Source organism: Natronomonas salsuginis, assembly GCF_005239135.1.
Classification (GTDB): domain Archaea; phylum Halobacteriota; class Halobacteria; order Halobacteriales; family Haloarculaceae; genus Natronomonas; species Natronomonas salsuginis.
On sequence record NZ_QKNX01000003.1, the window covers coordinates 17557 to 34657 of the forward strand.

The 17101-nt window shown below is 62.7% G+C and carries 21 protein-coding genes; 13 read left to right on the forward strand and 8 right to left on the reverse strand.

Features of this window, described 5'->3' with window-relative positions; translation table 11 throughout:
- Positions 1 to 96 precede the first annotated feature (96 nt).
- From DM868_RS08410 to DM868_RS08430, 5 genes are all read right to left on the reverse strand, one after another.
- A complete protein-coding gene (locus DM868_RS08410; RefSeq protein ID WP_137276437.1) occupies positions 97 to 420 on the reverse strand; it encodes a hypothetical protein in 324 nt (107 codons plus the stop codon).
- Positions 420 to 788, reverse strand: a complete 369-nt coding sequence (locus DM868_RS08415) for a helix-turn-helix domain-containing protein (protein ID WP_137276438.1) — start codon at positions 786 to 788, stop codon at positions 420 to 422. Before DM868_RS08415 ends, DM868_RS08410 begins: the two co-directional genes overlap by 1 nt.
- A gap of 66 nt (positions 789 to 854) precedes the next feature.
- Positions 855 to 2699 (reverse strand): PINc/VapC family ATPase, encoded by a 1845-nt coding sequence (locus DM868_RS08420; RefSeq protein WP_137276439.1) that lies wholly within the window; start codon positions 2697 to 2699, stop codon positions 855 to 857.
- 70 nt (positions 2700 to 2769) lie between these two features.
- On the reverse strand, positions 2770 to 3177 hold the full coding sequence (locus tag DM868_RS08425) for a hypothetical protein (protein ID WP_137276440.1): 408 nt from the start codon (positions 3175 to 3177) through the stop codon (positions 2770 to 2772).
- A 1-nt stretch (position 3178) separates the two neighbouring features.
- A complete protein-coding gene (locus DM868_RS08430) occupies positions 3179 to 3439 on the reverse strand; it encodes an AbrB/MazE/SpoVT family DNA-binding domain-containing protein (protein WP_137276441.1) in 261 nt (86 codons plus the stop codon).
- A 118-nt stretch (positions 3440 to 3557) separates the two neighbouring features.
- Here DM868_RS08430 and DM868_RS08435 point away from each other — a divergent pair, with 118 nt between their 5' ends.
- Positions 3558 to 5063 (forward strand): carboxypeptidase M32, encoded by a 1506-nt coding sequence (locus tag DM868_RS08435; RefSeq protein ID WP_137276442.1) that lies wholly within the window; start codon positions 3558 to 3560, stop codon positions 5061 to 5063.
- A 34-nt stretch (positions 5064 to 5097) separates the two neighbouring features.
- Here DM868_RS08435 and DM868_RS08440 read toward each other — a convergent pair whose 3' ends face one another.
- The gene (locus tag DM868_RS08440; protein WP_137276443.1) at positions 5098 to 5496 is read right to left on the reverse strand and encodes a methylated-DNA--[protein]-cysteine S-methyltransferase; all 399 of its coding nucleotides are present in this window, start codon (positions 5494 to 5496) and stop codon (positions 5098 to 5100) included.
- Between the two features lie 131 nt (positions 5497 to 5627).
- On the opposite strand from DM868_RS08440, the gene DM868_RS08445 reads away from it, so the two are divergent.
- The 4 genes from DM868_RS08445 to DM868_RS08460 all read left to right on the forward strand — a co-directional run bounded on the left by DM868_RS08445 (position 5628) and on the right by DM868_RS08460 (position 7826).
- Positions 5628 to 5906 (forward strand): ribbon-helix-helix domain-containing protein, encoded by a 279-nt coding sequence (locus DM868_RS08445; RefSeq protein ID WP_137276444.1) that lies wholly within the window; start codon positions 5628 to 5630, stop codon positions 5904 to 5906.
- Positions 5899 to 6183 (forward strand): type II toxin-antitoxin system RelE family toxin, encoded by a 285-nt coding sequence (locus DM868_RS08450; protein WP_137276445.1) that lies wholly within the window; start codon positions 5899 to 5901, stop codon positions 6181 to 6183. Before DM868_RS08445 ends, DM868_RS08450 begins: the two co-directional genes overlap by 8 nt.
- A 70-nt stretch (positions 6184 to 6253) precedes the next feature.
- Entirely contained in the window at positions 6254 to 6670 is a 417-nt protein-coding gene (locus tag DM868_RS08455; RefSeq protein WP_137276446.1) for an FAS1-like dehydratase domain-containing protein, read from the forward strand.
- 55 nt (positions 6671 to 6725) lie between these two features.
- Positions 6726 to 7826 carry a tRNA (guanine(26)-N(2))-dimethyltransferase gene (locus tag DM868_RS08460; RefSeq protein WP_137276447.1) on the forward strand — a complete coding sequence of 367 codons (1101 nt, stop codon included), beginning with the start codon at positions 6726 to 6728 and terminating at the stop codon, positions 7824 to 7826.
- Between the two features lie 116 nt (positions 7827 to 7942).
- Here DM868_RS08460 and DM868_RS08465 read toward each other — a convergent pair whose 3' ends face one another.
- Together DM868_RS08465 and DM868_RS08470 are read right to left on the reverse strand one after the other, a co-directional pair.
- Positions 7943 to 8443 carry a metal-dependent hydrolase gene (locus DM868_RS08465; protein ID WP_137276448.1) on the reverse strand — a complete coding sequence of 167 codons (501 nt, stop codon included), beginning with the start codon at positions 8441 to 8443 and terminating at the stop codon, positions 7943 to 7945.
- A 1-nt stretch (position 8444) separates the two neighbouring features.
- Positions 8445 to 8945, reverse strand: coding sequence for a hypothetical protein (locus tag DM868_RS08470; RefSeq protein WP_137276449.1), 501 nt, complete (start codon positions 8943 to 8945; stop codon positions 8445 to 8447).
- A gap of 256 nt (positions 8946 to 9201) precedes the next feature.
- On the opposite strand from DM868_RS08470, the gene DM868_RS08475 reads away from it, so the two are divergent.
- From DM868_RS08475 to DM868_RS08510, 8 genes are read left to right on the forward strand one after another with little or no spacing between them, the layout of a single operon-like run.
- Entirely contained in the window at positions 9202 to 9783 is a 582-nt protein-coding gene (locus DM868_RS08475; RefSeq protein ID WP_137276450.1) for an acyltransferase, read from the forward strand.
- Positions 9773 to 10867: a DegT/DnrJ/EryC1/StrS family aminotransferase gene (locus tag DM868_RS08480; protein WP_246049044.1), complete on the forward strand. Its 1095-nt coding sequence runs from the start codon at positions 9773 to 9775 to the stop codon at positions 10865 to 10867. The genes DM868_RS08475 and DM868_RS08480 overlap by 11 nt, the downstream gene beginning before the upstream one ends.
- A gap of 1 nt (position 10868) precedes the next feature.
- On the forward strand, positions 10869 to 11846 hold the full coding sequence (locus DM868_RS08485; RefSeq protein WP_137276451.1) for a Gfo/Idh/MocA family protein: 978 nt from the start codon (positions 10869 to 10871) through the stop codon (positions 11844 to 11846).
- A complete protein-coding gene (locus DM868_RS08490; protein WP_137276452.1) occupies positions 11843 to 13222 on the forward strand; it encodes a nucleotide sugar dehydrogenase in 1380 nt (459 codons plus the stop codon). The genes DM868_RS08485 and DM868_RS08490 overlap by 4 nt, the downstream gene beginning before the upstream one ends.
- Complete coding sequence (locus DM868_RS08495) at positions 13215 to 14306, forward strand: glycosyltransferase family 2 protein (protein ID WP_137276453.1); 1092 nt, start codon at positions 13215 to 13217, stop codon at positions 14304 to 14306. Before DM868_RS08490 ends, DM868_RS08495 begins: the two co-directional genes overlap by 8 nt.
- A 13-nt stretch (positions 14307 to 14319) precedes the next feature.
- Positions 14320 to 15204, forward strand: coding sequence for a polysaccharide deacetylase family protein (locus DM868_RS08500; protein WP_281280696.1), 885 nt, complete (start codon positions 14320 to 14322; stop codon positions 15202 to 15204).
- Positions 15205 to 15236: 32 nt separating this feature from the next.
- The gene (locus DM868_RS08505) at positions 15237 to 15893 is read left to right on the forward strand and encodes a PHP domain-containing protein (protein WP_281280697.1); all 657 of its coding nucleotides are present in this window, start codon (positions 15237 to 15239) and stop codon (positions 15891 to 15893) included.
- Positions 15890 to 17101 (forward strand): carboxylate--amine ligase, encoded by a 1212-nt coding sequence (locus tag DM868_RS08510; RefSeq protein ID WP_137276456.1) that lies wholly within the window; start codon positions 15890 to 15892, stop codon positions 17099 to 17101. The genes DM868_RS08505 and DM868_RS08510 overlap by 4 nt, the downstream gene beginning before the upstream one ends.

Here is a 17101-nt window from a genome sequence, read left to right on the forward strand (position 1 = left end):
TCCGCCCTACTGCGGCACGACGGTGATCGTCTTCCCGCGGTCGATCGCGCTCTCGAGCTCCTCGGCGACACTCGCCCGATGTGAGTTCTGATCCGGTCACCGTACTCCAACGTACCCCGCCGCGCGCTGAAGGGCCTCCGTGATCGTGTCTTCGGCGATACGGGCGACCGCCCGATCGACATGTTTCTCGAGGATCGAGACGATCGCCCACGGTGAGAGAAACGATTCGTGGGCGAGCGATCCCGCGACGAACGCTCCCGAAAGCGGTATCGAATCCGCGTACGCCTTCGTCGTGATTCCGAGCACGATGTATTGCTCGCCGGCGAACGGGTGCGTCTCGTCGCTGCAGACGAGATACGGCCGCTTCGGCGTGTTCCCGAACGGGTCCGACGCGACGACGACGGTTCCGCGCTCGTACATCACGTTTCCTCGGCCGATCCATCATCGTCGAGGTCCGGAAGCCCCGAATCCCACTCCGGATTCCGATCGTAAAAATCGCCCTCGAACGCCTCGGCGACGCTTGCCAGGCCGATCGCGCTCGCGGTCTGAGCGTCGTACGCCTCGGGGTTGATCGCCCAGTACTCGCCCTTGTGGCGGACGAACCCTCGCCGTTCCAGACGACGCAACGTCGTGCCGACGCTTCCACGGGGCATGGCGAGTTCCTCGGCGATCTCGCTCGGCCGGTATCCCAATTCGGGCGTCTCCGCGAGGAATTCGAGGATCCGTCTGCCGTTCGTTCCCTCGTCCGGCAGATCGTCCGGTCGGTACCTGTCGAACTCGACTGGCATGCGTAACCACACGTAATTGAATGTAATAAGTCTACGGTCGGATTCGAAATACGGTACGATTTCGCCCTACTGCGGCACGACGGTGATCGTCTTCCCGCGGTCGATCGCGCTCTCGAGCTCCTCGGCGATGGCCGACCCGCGTGACACCTGAATCTCGCCGCCGCGGGAGACCGTCGCCGTGAACAGGTAGTCGCCGTCGGCGCGGATCTCGACCGTGTCGCCGTGGTGGTCGCCGAGCGGAATGATGACGTGGCGCTTGGTCACCTCGGGGGTGACGATCTCGCCGGCCGTACTCGACGCTCCGCCCGACGCCCCGCCGGACTTTCCGCCGGGTCGGTCCGAGAACGTCCGCACGTCGATGTCGATGCCGAGTCGGTCTTCGATCTGGCTGATCCGACCGCCGCCCTTGCCGATGACGTAGGAGATGTCGTTATCTTCGACCCAGACGACCGCGGTGTTCGACCCCTTCAGCTCGACCTCGACGTGACCGTGGGCGACCGAGCGGATCTCCCGTTCGATCTCCTGTTTTGCGACGCGCTCGACGCCGGTCTCTTCGCCGCCGCCCGCCGCCCCGTCGAGGGAGACGGTGACGACCTGCTGGTTGAACGTGTATATCTCGTAAGCCGGCTTGCCGGTCTCGAAGTCCTGGATGACGATGACCGGTCGGGCGAGGTCCTCCTCGACGAGTCCGTGGGGCACTTTCACCTCGGTCGTCACGTCGTAGACCGTGTGGACCTGCCCGGCCTCGATGTAGACGACCGTGTCGACGATCTGGGGGATCATCCCCAGTTCGACGCGGCCGACGAGTCGCTGGAGGGCGTCGATCGCCCGCGTCGCGTGGACGACGCCGATCATCCCGACGCCCGCCAGCCGCATGTCGGCGAACGTCTGGAAGTCAGAGGTCTTTCTGACCTCGTCGTAGATGGTGTAGTCCGGCCGGACCATGAGCAACGAGTCGGCGGTGTTCTCCATCGAGCCGTCCAGTTCGGTGTACTGGGTAATCTCGGGGCCGACCTGGAGGTCGCGCGGCTTCTCCATCGTCTTGACGACGAACCCGGAGTCGTCGAGGAACTCCGCAACCGCCTGCGCGAACGTCGATTTCCCCGCGCCTGGTGCGCCCGAGATGAGGACGCCGCGCTGGCGTTCGGTGAACCGCTCGCGAAGCGCGTCCGCGTCCTCGTAGTCGTCGAGATCGGTCTTGACGATCGGCCGGACGACGGTCACCTCGATCCCGTCGGCGAAGGGCGGCTCGGCGACCGCGATCCGCATGTCGCGTATCTGGACGATCGTCATGCCCTTCCCGGAGAGTTCGACGAACCCCTCGCTGGAGGAGCGGGCGGTGTTGATCACGTCGTCGGCGACGGCGCGCATCTCCGCTTCGGTCAACGACTCGTCGGCGATCGGTTCGTAGGCCATCTCGCCGATCGTGCCGCGTTTGGCCATCGGGCGAACGCCGGTCTTGAGATGTACCGACATCGTCTCGGGGTCGAGGTACTCCTCGACCGACAGCGACGCGTCCTCGTCGACCCGCGGCTCGATGTACTCGACGGCGACGCCTTTCGCCTTCGCGACCTCGCTTTGGACGACGTCGCTCGTCAGAAGCGTCGCGCCGTGTTTCTCCGCCAAATCGCGGATGAGCGCGTCGATCTCGCCCTCGCCGGCGTCGCGTTTCTCGATCGCGTCCGGGCGGCGGCCGACGTATTCGAGGGCGATCTCGCTGTCGTCGTCGCGCGCCGCGAGCCGCTGTAACTCCTCCAATCCGGTCCACCCGCTGTCGCGGCCGTCGTTGGCCTGGGCCTCCAACTCGCCGACGACCGCTTCCGGGACGTAGACGGTCTCGACGCCGTCGGCGTCGATTCGCTCCGACACGCGGCCGTCGATCACCGCGCTCGTGTCCGGTAGAATATTCATATCCGAAATCGGATCCGAGCGCGTATAAATACCGTGATGCTCGGGTTTCGGACGGGTGCCCGTCGGGTGTTCACTCCCAAACGATGTCGTATCCGGCGTCGCCAATCGAGCCGTCAGTCGTGATGATTCCATCCGTCTGCCGAGCACGGTGACTGGCAACGATCAGCGCGTCGTGGATCGTGAACTCGTCGACAACCTGTGCGTACTCGGCCAATTCCTCGTCGCCGACCGGAGCGACCGTGATCGGGCCGTTCTCGATCAACGCCTGTTTGGCCTCCTTCGGCGTTCCTGAGAGGTCGATCCCGCGAACGTTCTTGTCGTGAGACACCGCGTACAGCACCTCGGCAAGCGCCGTACTGGGTGCCTGAAGCACTGTCTCTCCGGCTTCCGCTTCGGCGAACAACCGATTCGCCCGCTCGGGGAGTGCATCGACGAGATACACCAGGAGCGAAACGGCGTCGGCTGTGTACATCGCCATCTCAGACTTCCTCGTAGTTGCGGTCGCGGCGCTGACGGACGCGTTCGCTCAGCGCGTCAGCAACTTCTTTCCGCTTTTCGTCCGACAGGTCATCAGGGACGAGCATCCCGCGCCCCCCGGTGCGTGTCCGTTTCCTGACCACGATCCCATCCTCGGTATCCATCCAGATCACCTCGTCTCCGGGCTTGAGATCGTATTTCTCACGGAGCTCTTTCGGGATCGTCGCCTGCCCCTTCTCCGTGATGTGCGTTGATTTGCTCATACTCAGTAATACCATCCGTAATACTTTAATTTGAGCTACGGTGCGTTCTCCGACCTACTCGCTGCCCCGAAATCGCCCGTTCCGTGCCTTCTTTGTCCGCCGCGACCGCACCGCCCGTATGGCCACGACTGACGACTCCGTCCCGGCGGCGTACGAGGACCTCCTGGACCGATACGGGCGGGCGACGTATCTGGGCGACGCGAACGGCATTCTGAGCTGGGATCAGGAGGTGATGATGCCCGAGGGCGGAACGCCGGCGCGGTCGAAACAGCGCGGCGCGGTCTCGGCGGTCGCCCACGACATCCTCGTCGACGACGAGGTGGCCGACCTGCTCGACGAACTGGACGGAGCCGACCTCTCCGACGAACGGCGTGCCGTGGTCCGCGAGATTCGACGCGAGCACGAACGCAAGGTACGCGTGCCGACCGACCTCGTCGAGGAGATCTCGACGGCGACCGCCGAGGCCCACCCCGTCTGGGCCGACGCCCGGGAGGCGGACGAGTTCGACGCCTTCGCGCCGACGCTCGAACGATTGCTCGATCTCAAGCGCCGCTACGCCGAGCACGTCGATCCCGACGCCGACCACTACGCGACTCTTTTCGCGGACTACGAGCCTTACCTCGACCTCTCGACGGCCGAGCGCGTCCTCGAAGAGCTCCGCGAGGGGCTCGTCCCGCTCATCGAGGCGATCGCCGACTCCGACACCGAACCGTACGCGATCTCTGGGACGTTCCCGGAGTCGGACCAGCTCGAACTGACCCACGAGGCGCTCTCGACGCTCGGCTACGACTTCGAGCGTGGCCGCCTCGACACTGCGCCGCACCCGTTCTCGATGGGAACGCAGTTCGACGCCCGCGTGACGACGCGCTTCGATCAGTCCGAACCGCTCGACTCGCTCGCTTCGACGATCCACGAGTTCGGCCACGCGAACTACACGCTCGGGCTGCCGCAGGACGCCTACGGCTCGCCGCTGGGCGAACACCGCGGCCTGACGGTCCACGAGTCCCAATCGCGGCTCTTCGAGAACCACGTGGGTCGCTCGGAAGCGTTCTGGCGGCTGTTCGTCGACCGGTTCAACGCCCAGTACGACACCGATCTTACCGCTCGACAGGCCTACGAGGCGGCCAATCGGGTGTACGACGACAACTGCATCCGGGTCGAGGCCGACGAGCTGACCTACCACCTCCACATCGTGTTGCGCTTCGAGATCGAGCGCGAACTCGTCGTGGGCGACCTCGCCGTCGAGGACGTGCCGACCGTCTGGAACGATCGGATGGACGCGTACCTCGGCGTCCGTCCCGACGGCGACGACGAGGGCTGTCTGCAGGACATTCACTGGAGCCACGGTTCGTTCGGCTACTTCCCGACGTACTCGCTCGGGAGCGTCCTCGCCGCCCAGCTGTACGCGGCCGCCGCCGCGGAGATCGACGACCTCGACTCGAAGATCGAAGCCGGCGAGTTCGACGCCTTGCAGGCGTGGCTGCGCGAGAACGTCCACGAACACGGCCGCCGCTACCGCACCGACGAACTGATCGAGCGAGCGACGGGCGAACCGCTCACCGCCGAATACTTCCTCGAGTACGCGGAGGAGAAGTTCGGCGAGCTGTACGACCTCGATCGGTGAGCGTCGGCCACCGCCTTCTTCCCCCGCGACGACCTCACGCCGACGCGTGCTCCGCCTCGTGATCGAGCATGCGCCGCTTCACCGCCACGCCGCCGGAGGCGGAGAACCCGCCCAGCCCGCCGTCGCTCTTGACGACGCGGTGACACGGTACGACCACCGTAACCGGGTTTCGCCCGCAGGCACCGCCGACCGCGATCGGCGACGTATCGAGCGCATCGGCGATCCCGCCGTAGGTTCGCGTTTCGCCGTACGGGATTTCGATCATCTGCCCCATCACCCTCCCAGTGAACGTGTCCGGCGCGTCGATGGCGAGGTCGAACGTCCGCCGCTCGCCGCGCTCGTACTCTTCGATCTGCTCGCGGATCTCCGCGGGCGATTCCTCGACGTACGTCTCGTCGACCGCGAACGTGGACCCGAATAGCTCGACTTCCATGGTGTGTTCTTGTTGGTTCGACGGCCGGGGTGAGCATAGGCGTCACTCCTGCAGCTACGATTACGGGTGTTTTGTTGGTCCGCATCGTTTCAGCGAAATACCTATTGGTAAGACTATAGTAATACCATGGTATGTCAGAAGCAACCACCAACGGCGGCGATGAGGAAGAGGTCGTCACGGTGAATTTTAAAGCCACCAGGTCGTTCGTGGACAAAATCGACGAGACGTGGCAGGGGCGCGGATTCAACAGTCGAAGCGAGTTCATTCGGTATACGCTCCGAGACGCGGTGGAATTTCCGTCGTTCGATCGGGACGAGCTCGTCGCGCTCTTGGCCGCCGAGGAGGACATCCGCGAGGGTCGGACGATGAGTGCGGACGAAGCCCGCGAGCGGTTTAGGAGCGATGAGTGACGGCGAGTGGACGTGGGAGCTCTCGTCGAAAGCGCAGTCCGATCTCGGCCGACTTCCGTCCGATACACGAGGCCGTATCATGGAAAAACTGGACGACATCGTCGACTCTCCGTGGCGCGATCCACCGGACTACGGCGAACCGCTGCAGAACAGCCCCTACCGGAAGGTGCGTATTGGCGAGTTTCGACTCTCGGTGACGTTCCGACGGGAGGAAAAACGAATGATCGTTGCACGAATCAAACGACGCAGCGGGGCGTACACCGCTGACGACGATTGATGACCGAGATGTTGGTGTTCGCTTCCCTCTCCAACTTATATTTTTGTCACCGCACGGAGAACCGCCGCCCATGCCAACTGATAGGTCGGACGAACGCGCCGATATCCCCGCCGAGGGCGACGTCATCACCCACGAACGGACGTTCACAGTCGAGCACGTGCGCGAGTTCGGCGAGATCACCGGCGATCAGCAGTCGATTCACACCGATCCCGACGCGGACGGGCGGCTGATCGTCCAGGAGCTGCTCACCGGATCGCTCATGACGAAGATCGGGGGCCATCTACGCTACATCGCCCAGACGATGACCTACGAGTTCCGGCGGCCCGTGTTCACCGGCGAGACGGTCACCTGCGAGTGGACCGTCGAATCGGTGGCGGAGCGAGAGGACCGCTACCTGCTCGAAAACGACGTCGTCTACCGCAACGAAGACGACAAGACGGTCGTCGATGCGAGCACGTCGGGGCTGATCTGGAAGGACGAGACGTAGTGGCCGCCCGCCTCGCAAGCGCATCCCTTTTCGCCCCCGGTTTTGAACGGACGGTATGGAAGTCCGTGAGGGAGCCGTCACGATCGAGGTGCCCGAGGCGCGACACGGCGCGAGCGAGGGGTCCGGCGACGGGGTCTTTTATAACCCTGTTCAGGAGCTGAACCGCGACATCACCGAGGCCGTCCTCCGCACCGTCGCCGACGACTGCGAGACGTATCTCGACGCGATGACGGCCAGCGGGATCCGGGCGGTTCGGGCGGCCGACGCGGGCTACGCGGTCACCGGCTGCGACATCGATTCCGACGCTGTCGACCTCGCGCGCTCGAACCTCGAGCGGAACGGGCTCGCGGGCGAGATCCACCACCGGAACGTCAACGCGCACATGCACGAACACCGCCACGACGTGGTCGACCTCGACCCGTTCGGGACGCCGATCCCCTTCGCCGACGCGGCGTTTCGGAGCGGCCGCGAGTACGTCTGCGTGACGGCGACCGACACCGCACCCCTCTGTGGCGCGCACTTCGAGAGCGGCGTCCGAAGCTACGCTGCCGTCCCGCGAAACACCGAGTTCCACGCCGAGATGGGGCTTCGCGTGTTGCTTTCGGCGCTCGTCAGGACGGCCGCCCGCTACGACATCGCCGCGACGCCGGTGTTGAGCCACGTGTCCAGCCACTACGTCCGGACGTATCTCCGAGTCGACGGCGGCGCGCGAGCCGCCGACGCCCGGATCGGCGACCTCGGCTACGTCGATCACTGCCAGCGCTGTCTGTGGCGCGAGGCCGAGCGGACGCTCATCGCCGACCCGACGACGACCTGCCCGAACTGCGGGCAGTCGACGTGGACCGCCGGCCCAGTCTGGCTCGGCCCCGCTCACAACGCCGCGTTCGTCGAACGGGTCGCGGCGAACGTCACCGAATCGTTCGGCACCGCCGCGAAGGCTCGCGACCTGCTCGCGACGATCGCGGGCGAACTCGACGAGCCGACCCACTACGACCAGCATCGCCTCTACAAGCGGTGGGGCGAGCCGAACATCGCGATGGACGACTTTCTGGACCTGCTTCGCGAGGCGGGGTTCGAGACGTCGCGGACCCACTACGGCGGGACGACGTTCAAGACCGACGCCGACGTGACCGAGATCGCCGACGCGGTGCGGTGAGTTCGCCTACCCTTTGCCGACGAGATTGTCCCCCGAGGAACTGCGTTTTCGATCCATCTTCTGTCGAAAGGATGTCACGTCACGATTCGTCGCTCGATCTCGTCGATCGCCTTGATTCAGCTCCCGTGCCCCGGCCGGTACCGACGCCGAAGCGTCCAGATCGCGCCCGCGAGCACCGCACCGACAGCGGCCGGCCAGCGATCGCTGCTGAGAAACAGCCCCGGCGTCGGCGGGTGGACCGCGCTGAACGGGAAGAACACGGCGTAGGAGTAGCCGGAGGCGTTGATTAGCAGCGCGTCGAGAGAGAGATGTGAGATCGCGCCGAGGATCAGCAGGCCGAACACGCGACGGCGATGCTGGCCCGCAGTGCAGAGCGCGCCGATTGCGACGGCGACCAACGCGCCGCCGAGAGTGTGAATCGCGAACCAATCGAACGGGAGTCCGAGCCACAGTTCCACCTGCGTGCTCGGCACGAGAAGTTTGATCTTGGTGAGATCCGGAACCATCGCCCCGAGCATTGTGACCGTGACGTGCTGTGGGGTGAGCCATTGGAGCCGAAACGACACCAGCGTTCCCAGAACGTATCCGACCAGCACGTGCGTGAGGATATCCGGCATCTCAGCGCCCCCCGACCGAAATCAGCGGGGCGGTTCGCGGGACGAGGCTCATCGACTCGCGATCGAACCGCCAGCCGTTGCAGAGCCGGCCGAGCACCCACAGGCCGCCCAGAAACGAGACGAGGTACATGTACTGCATCTCCCACGGCTCCCTGTGAATCGGTTCGATGGCGCGGATACGGTTCTCCGAACGGAGCGTCCCGTAGACGGTGAGCGTGTCACCGACCTCGGGCGTTCGGGCGGTGTCCTCGACGACGAACGCGATCGGTTCGCCCGGGATCGGTTCGGCCTCGATGGTGAGCGGATCGGTTTCGATCACGGTCCCACCGACGACGACGCGGTCGCCGACGTATCGCTCCCCGTCGGCGGCGATATCCGCTTCGTTTGGGTAGTTGCGGTCGTCGGGACTGGGCTGGACGGTACCAGCGAGTACGAAGCAACCGAACAGCACTGCGACGAGGGTCGCGATCGCGAGGAGTCGGATCCCGAGTCGGTCGTCCATCTACGTGTTCACACGGCGGTGGGTCAAATGGGTGTTTTGTAGCGGTCTCTATTGGGGGGTTGCGAGCGCTCGATGGCGCTGTACAGACGCCAAGAGTCTGTCGCGGGCCGCCAACGCGGTTCCCGTGTCCTCCGGTCGGTCCCGACCCGGGGTGTCGATGCCCAGGGTAAAGATTTTAACGCTACACCCGGTTGAAACAGGTGTCAATAATCAGTGGCTACTCGGGCCTCCGAGGGGCCACGGAGTTCATACATACATGGGACACATCGGATCGAACGCCGCCATTCACCCGGACGCAACGGTCGGCTACGAATATCGCGACGACGCTGCGCCGGTTCGAATCGGGTCGAACGCGATCGTCCGCGCAGGAACGATCATCTACCGCGATGTGTCGATCGGAGACGGGTTCGCGACCGGGCACAACGGACTCGTCCGCGAGGACACGACGATCGGTGACAACGTGTTGCTCGGGACTAACGCCGTCATCGATGGGACGTGTAAAATCGGCTCTAACGTGAGTATGCAAACGGGCGTGTACGTCCCAACCAACACCGAGATCGGGGACAACGTCTTTCTCGGCCCGCATGCGGTGTTGACGAACGATCCCTATCCGATTCGGCGGGACGTCGACCTCGCTGGACCGACGATCGAAGACGGCGTCTCGATCGGCGCGAACGCCACCGTCCTGCCGGGCGTGACGATCGGTGAAAACGCCTTCGTCGCAGCCGGCGCGGTCGTCACCGAGGACGTCCCGGCGGACACGCTCGCGACGGGCGTTCCGGCGGCGCACCGATCGCTGCCGACGGCGCTTTCGGGGGGGAACACGCTTGCCGAGTGAGCCGGATCCGATCCCGATCGCCAATCCGGATTTCGGTAGGGAAGAAAAACGGCGGGTTGCGGAAGTGCTCGACAGCGGGATGGTGGCCGACGGACCGATCGTGCGGGAGTTCGAGGCCGAGTTCGCCGCGTTCTGCGGGGTTGACCACGGCGTGGCGACCTCGAACGGGACCACTGCCCTGCAGACCGCCTTCGAGGCGCTCGACCTTGGAGGGGGCGATCGAATCCTGACGACGCCGTTCTCGTTCATCGCGAGCGCGAACGCGATCCAGCTGTGCGGTGCCGAGCCGGTCTTCGCCGATATCGACCCAGAGACGTACAACCTCGATCCGGACGCGGTCGTCGAGACGATCGAGACGTACGACGGGGCGATCGACGCCATCCTCGCGGTGCATCTGTACGGACTGCCGGCTGACGTCGAGCGATTGCGCGAGATCGCAGCGGAGTACGACCTCTTATTAATCGAGGACGCCGCGCAAGCCCACGGCGCGACTGTCTCGGAGACGCGCGTCGGCGCGTTCGGCGACGCCGCGTGTTTCTCGTTTTATCCGACGAAGAACATGACGACCGGCGAAGGCGGCATGGTCGTCACCGACGACGGGCACGTCGCCGACCGGGCCGCCCGATTCGTCAATCACGGTCGCTCCGACACGTACGAACACGTCGACGTCGGGCACAACTTCCGGCTGACCTCGATCGCCGCCGCGATCGGGCGGGCGCAGCTCGAAAAACTCCCCGCGTACGTCGAAGCCAGGCGTGAGAACGCTGCACGGCTAACGGCTGGATTGGCTGACACGCCCGTGGAGACGCCGATCGAGCCCGCCGATCGGAGGCACGTCTATCACCAGTACACGATCCGCACGGAACGGCGAGACGAACTTCTGGAGCATCTCGATGCGCACGATATCGGCGCGGGCATCTACTATCCGGTGGCGATCCACGAGCAGCCGGCGTACGACGCGTTCGACGTGTCCGCACCGATCGCCGAAGCCGCAACCGAAGAAGTCTTATCGATACCAGTTCACCCGTCGATCAACGAACATGACATCGACAGAATCGTCGATGCTGTGAGGGGATTTTTCTAGGATGACAGAGACACGAGTCGGCGTAATCGGGGTCGGGACGATGGGGCAACACCACACGCGGGTGTACAACGAACTGCCGACAGCGGAGCTCGTCGGCGTCGCGGACGCGGACGCGGAGCGCGCGGCGGAGATCGCGGCGGAGTACTCGACGCGGTCGTTCGCCGTCGACGAACTGATCGATCGGGTCGACGCCGTCACGATCGCGGTGCCGACGAAATTCCACTACGATCTAGCCCGGCAGTGCATCGACGCCGGGGTGGACCTGCTCATCGAGAAACCCATCGTCGAGGATCCAGAACACGGCCGTGCGCTCATCGAGGCCGCGGACCGAGCGGGCGTCACGCTACAGGTCGGCCACATCGAGCGGCACAACCCCGTCGTCAAGACGCTCGAGGAGATCGTCCCCGATCTCGACGTGATCGCCTTCGAGGCCGAACGACTCGGGCCGACGCCGGATCGGGGCATCCTCGACTCGGCGGTCATCGACCTGATGATCCACGACATCGACATCGTGCGCTCGCTGGTGGGGTCGTCCGTCGAATCGATCGACGCGGTCGGCGCGGCCGAGGGTCGGCACGCGACCGCAACATTGGCGTTCGAAGAGGGCGTCGTCGGGACGCTCACGGCGAGTCGGGTGACCCAAACAAAGACGCGGACGCTGTCGATCACCGCCGAGGACTGCTACGTCACCGCCGACTACATCGATCAGTCGGTACAGATTCACCGCCAGTCGGTCCCGGAGTTCGTCACCAACAACGGCGACGTGCGGTACCGACACGAGAGCGTCGTCGAGAACCCGGCGGTCGACAACGGCGAGCCGCTGAAGTACGAACTGCGGTCGTTCATCGAGGCGTGCGCGAACGATACCGAGCCGCCGGTAACGGGCGAGGAGGGGCTTCGCGCGCTCGAAATCGCCCGCGAGATCAACGCGGCGGCGTTCGGCGACGAACAGAAGGCCGTCCCGGTGATGCGTGAATGAGATCGGAGTCGGAGACGCCCGAGCGACTGTACGGTGGGGCGGTCTCCGATGACCGCCTCCAGGCGGCGATCCAGTCGGGCGATGTCCCGGTCGCGGTGTACGGGCTCGGCAAGATGGGGCTGCCGCTGGCGGCCGTCTTCGCCGAACTGACAGGGAACGTCATCGGCGCGGACGTCGATCCCGACGTCGTCGAGACGATCAACGATGGCTCGTGTCACGTCAAGCGCGAACCGGGGCTCGCCGAACTGGTCGGCGAGCGCGTTGAGGCGGGGGCGCTGGAAGCCACGACGGAGCCCACAGACGCCGCACGCGAGGCGAGCGTGCACGTCGTCATCGTGCCGACGCCGATCACCGACGCGAAGCAGCCGGATCTCTCGATCCTCGATTCGGTCGTCGAAGATATCGGGTCGGGGCTATCTGCGGGCGATCTCGTGCTCGTCGAGTGTACCGTGCCGCCGCGGACGACGGCGGATCGGATCGCGCCACGGTTGGCCGAGCGCTCGGGGCTCGACTCCGACGAGTTCGGCGTGGCCTTCTGTCCGGAGCGGACGTCGAGCGGCCGAGCGCTGGAGGACATCCGCGGCGCGTATCCGAAGGTCGTCGGCGGCGTCGACGCCGAGAGCACGCGCGTCGCGAAGTGCATCTACGAGGGGATCAACGACGCGGGCGTGATCGAGGTGTCGGATTCGACGACCGCCGAGTGCGTGAAGGTGTTCGAGGGGCTGTACCGCGACGTCAACATCGCGCTGGCGAACGAGCTGGCGACGTTCACCGACGAGTTCGGCATCGACGTGAACGAGGCGATCGAGGTGGCGAACACCCAACCCTTCTGCGACATTCACACGCCGGGGCCGGGCGTTGGCGGCCACTGCATCCCGTTTTATCCATACTTCGTCATCGACCCCTTCGAGACGGACGCGCCGCTTCTGGAGACCGCGCGAACGGTCAACGACTCGATGCCGGCGTTCACCGTCGGGAAGCTTCGCGAGGAGTTCGAGGCGGAGGGGCTCGACCTCTCTGACGCCTCGGTGCTCGTCCTCGGGTTGACGTATCGGCCGGGCGTCGAGGAGATCCGCGCGTCACCCGCGATTTCGATCGCCTCGGAGCTGAGCGAGGCGGGCGCGTCGGTGTACGGCGTCGATCCGATGCTCGACGATTTCGAGGAATTTGATCTGGAGCCGATCGCGCTGTCGGCGATCTACGACCGCGCGTTCGACGGCGTCGTCTCGGTGACGCCCCACGAGGAGTTCGAGGCGATCGAGTGGGATCGACTGGGGCGGGCGGGCGGATCGGTCGTCGTCGACGGCCGGCAGACGCTCGACCTCTCCGAGACGGCCCACCGGGTGTACACGATCGGGGGTGGCTACGATGTATAGGGGCCACTCGATCGGCGTGGTGATCCCCGCGTACAACGAGGAGGGGTTCGTCGGCGACGTGATCGACACCCTCCCCGAGTACGTCGACCGGGCGTACGTCATCGACGACTGCTCGACGGACGGCACGTGGGACGAGATCAGAGCGCACGCCGAACGGGCGAACCAGCGCGCCCGCCAGCACGGCCCCCTCGCGGTCGATGCGGATCTCAAACCCGTCCCCGTCGACGACGACGCACCGGCGCAGTTCATCGAAGCGGACGGCGGCGTCGCCGAGAGCGGCCTGCTCTACGATCCGCGGATCGTCCCGATCCAACACGAGGAGAACCGGGGCGTCGGCGGCGGGATCAAGACGGGCTACACGCGCGCCCTGCGGGACGACCTCGACATCACCGCGGTGATGGGCGGGGACGGCCAGATGGATCCCGACATCCTGCACACGTTCCTCGATCCGATCGTCGACGACGAGGCCGACTACGCGAAGGGCAATCGCTTGCTGTACAAAGAGTACCGTCGGGGCATGTCGAAGTGGCGCTTCTTCGGCAACTCGATTCTGACCTTCCTGACGAAGGTCGCCTCGGGCTACTGGAAGACGATGGACCCCCAAAACGGCTACACCGCGATCTCGAAGTACGCGTTGGAGAACGTCGGCATCGAGTCGATGTACGAGTACTACGGCTACTGCAACGACCTGCTCGTGAAGCTGAACGCCAAGGGGATGCGCGTCGCGGACGTGGCGATGCCCGCGGTGTACGGCGACGAGGCGTCGAGTATTCGATATAGTACGTACATTCGGAAAGTGTCGGGAATGTTGTTGCGGAACTTCTTCTGGCGGCTGAAAGTGAAGTATTTAGTGTTGGATTTTCATCCATTGGCGCTGTTCTATCTGTTTGGGATTCTGACGACGCTGTTTGGTATGTCTGCCGTCGGATGGTCAGTGTATGGGAAAATCATAGGCAATAATCCGCTGTTCGTCCGTGCTGCGCTCAGTTTGATGATATTCACCATCGGGAGCTTGTTCCTCATGTTCGCGATGCTGTTCGACATGCAGGTGAACGAGGACAGAGAGGTCCAGATACGTGACTGATGGCAGGCTCGCAGTGTCGGTCGACGTCGAGGATTGGTATCACGTTCCCGCCGTCACTGGGTCGTCTTTCTCCGAGTTCGAGAACGTCCACGAGTTCTTCGCATACTGGGACGAGGAGTACGATTACCTCACGGAGCCAACCCACCGGACGTTGGAGATACTCGACGAACTCGGTGTCAGAGCGACGTTCTTCGTCGTCGCGGACGTCGTCGACAACTACCCCGGCCTCGTGGAAACGATCGCCGACCACGGACACGAGATCGGATGCCACGGTCTCCATCACGAGTGTGTTATCAATCCCGACACGAAGGAGCCCCGCTTCACGCCAGAGGAGTACCGGGAGATCCTTCGGACGGCGAAAGCGAAACTCGAAGATGCGTCCGGCCAAGAGGTAGTCGGATTCCGAGCGCCGGGTGCGTACATCGGCGGGTGGGTCATCGACGTGCTCGACGACGTAGGTTTCGAGTACGATTCTTCCGTCGCCAGGAACTCGCTTTACAACAAGACCGACCAAGATCTCGACGCGGTCGGGACCACACCGTATACTCCGAAAGAGAACGCGCTCGATCCCGGCGGTGATCGCGATATTATTGAACTCCCCTGGCCGTATTGGGACACACCCTTCGGGAAGATCCCCGCCGGCGGCGGGCCGCTGATTCGCCTATTCGGCCGCAGAATTGTCCAGCGGGGCATTGAGCAGAGTCTCGCACGCGGTGATTCAGTCTTCTATTTCCATCCAATCGACATCGCCCGGGCGGACTTTCCAAACGTGGGCAATATGACACGTCGCCCTGCCTATTGGCTGTTCAAAGGCGAGCGAACTGAAAAAAGGGTACGGACGCTCTTATCTAGCATGGGAGATAACGTACTAACTGACTGCCAGACAATATGCAAATAACCGAGCTCGATTCGATTACGTGTGACCTCCATATGCACTCGAAGTATTCCTTTGATAGTTTTATGAGCCCAAATCGGATTATTTATACAGCAAAAATTCGTGATCTGTCCGTTATTTCAGTAACTGACCACGGAAATATGGATATTTACGCGAATGAGTTTTCTCGAGAAAATCGAGAACGGATACTCGAAAAGCACGGCGTCTTTGTTATCCCAGGTATGGAAATAGAAACTAATCGCGGCGATATCATTGGGTTATTTCTCGATAAGGAAGTTTCTGGAAACGGCTTTGAAAGTGTCGTCGAACAGATCAGAGAAATGGATGGGATTGTCGTACTACCCCATCCGTATCATCGGGATTGCGATCCTGCTGATCTCCTCTCACACATCGACCTGATCGAGGTGGTTAATGGAAGATGTAAATCGGTACAGAACGAGCGAGCAGGCGAACTCGGAGACGAAAATGACGTTCCAATTATTGGCGGTAGTGACGCACATATGTACTGGGAGGTAGGACAGATCCGAACGGTCCTTTCGAACGAGGCCAGCGACTCGAATTACGACAAAACTGCACTGCTTCTCGATGCAGAACGAGAGGTGAGCGGCTCACCTCTCCCATATCTCTTAACCCACGGAATAAGCTTCGTTAGCGGAAGACTAAAGAATCTAGTGGAAGGGACGAGATCATGACGATTCTGGTCCTCGACGGAAGCCAGCGAGCGTCCTTGGCGATGGTTCGATCTTTGGGGCATCACGGCTTGTCGGTCCATGTAGGTGAGACACACACTCCGTCGCTCTGTTCGTTCTCGAAATATGCCAACAAAAGCGTCACCTATGCAGATCCTCAAGAGAGTCGAGAGTTGTTCATTCAAGATCTCAAACGAATCCTGCAACAATCTGACTACGAGATGGTGTTCGCTTCGAGAGAGGTGACTACTATACCGCTTTCGTATTTTAAATCTGAACTAAAAAAAGAAACAATCATCCCGTTTCCCGACCGGGAGACAATGGAATTGACAGTAGACAAATCCAGAACGTTCACGATTGCAGACAATATCGGTATTCCCACCCCAACAACGTACACTCTCTGTGAGCCGGACGAGCTCACAGAGATCGATGATCAGCTGGAATATCCACTGGTCGTCAAACCACAATCGAAGACGACCTGGGTCGGCGACCAGCCTAGGATGTTGAAAGTCACTGAAGAAAATTACGTTGACGACTTCGATGAGTTACAATCTGTCTCTGAGAAAATTTACGACGCCGTCAACATGATGCCGTTGATTCAGGAGTACATCCCTGGGGAGGGATATGGTGTCGAACTACTGTGCGATCGCGGGAGTTCACGGGCACTGTTTATGCATCACCGGCTGCGTGAATATCCTATCACAGGTGGAGCCAGTACGTACCGGGAAAGCATTTACAAATCTAAATTGGAAGAGCCGGCCGTTGACCTACTTGAAGCAATGGACTGGCACGGCGTCGCGATGGTTGAGTTTAGGCTTGACGAGCGGGACGGGTTACCAAAATTAATGGAAGTAAATGGGCGGTTCTGGGGGTCGCTCCCGCTCGCCATCGCGGCTGGAATCGATTTCCCATACCTCCTCTATCGGCTATATCGTGGCGAATCTATTCCGGATGTCGACTACGATACCGACGTCACAAGCAGATGGCTCTTCCCGGGAGATATTCTTTGGTTCGCGTCGTCACTCAAAAACAGGTCGAATCGACTTGGAACTCTCCGCACATTCACTTCTGTCCGCAATCAGCATTATGATATTCTCTCGCCCTCGGATCCGCTTCCGGTCGTCGGTGCGCTACAAAATATGCTCCATCAGGGATTCAACGTTTTGAAGGGAAAGCGGAACCTCTCGGGCGAGGTGACTAAAAAAAGCTAG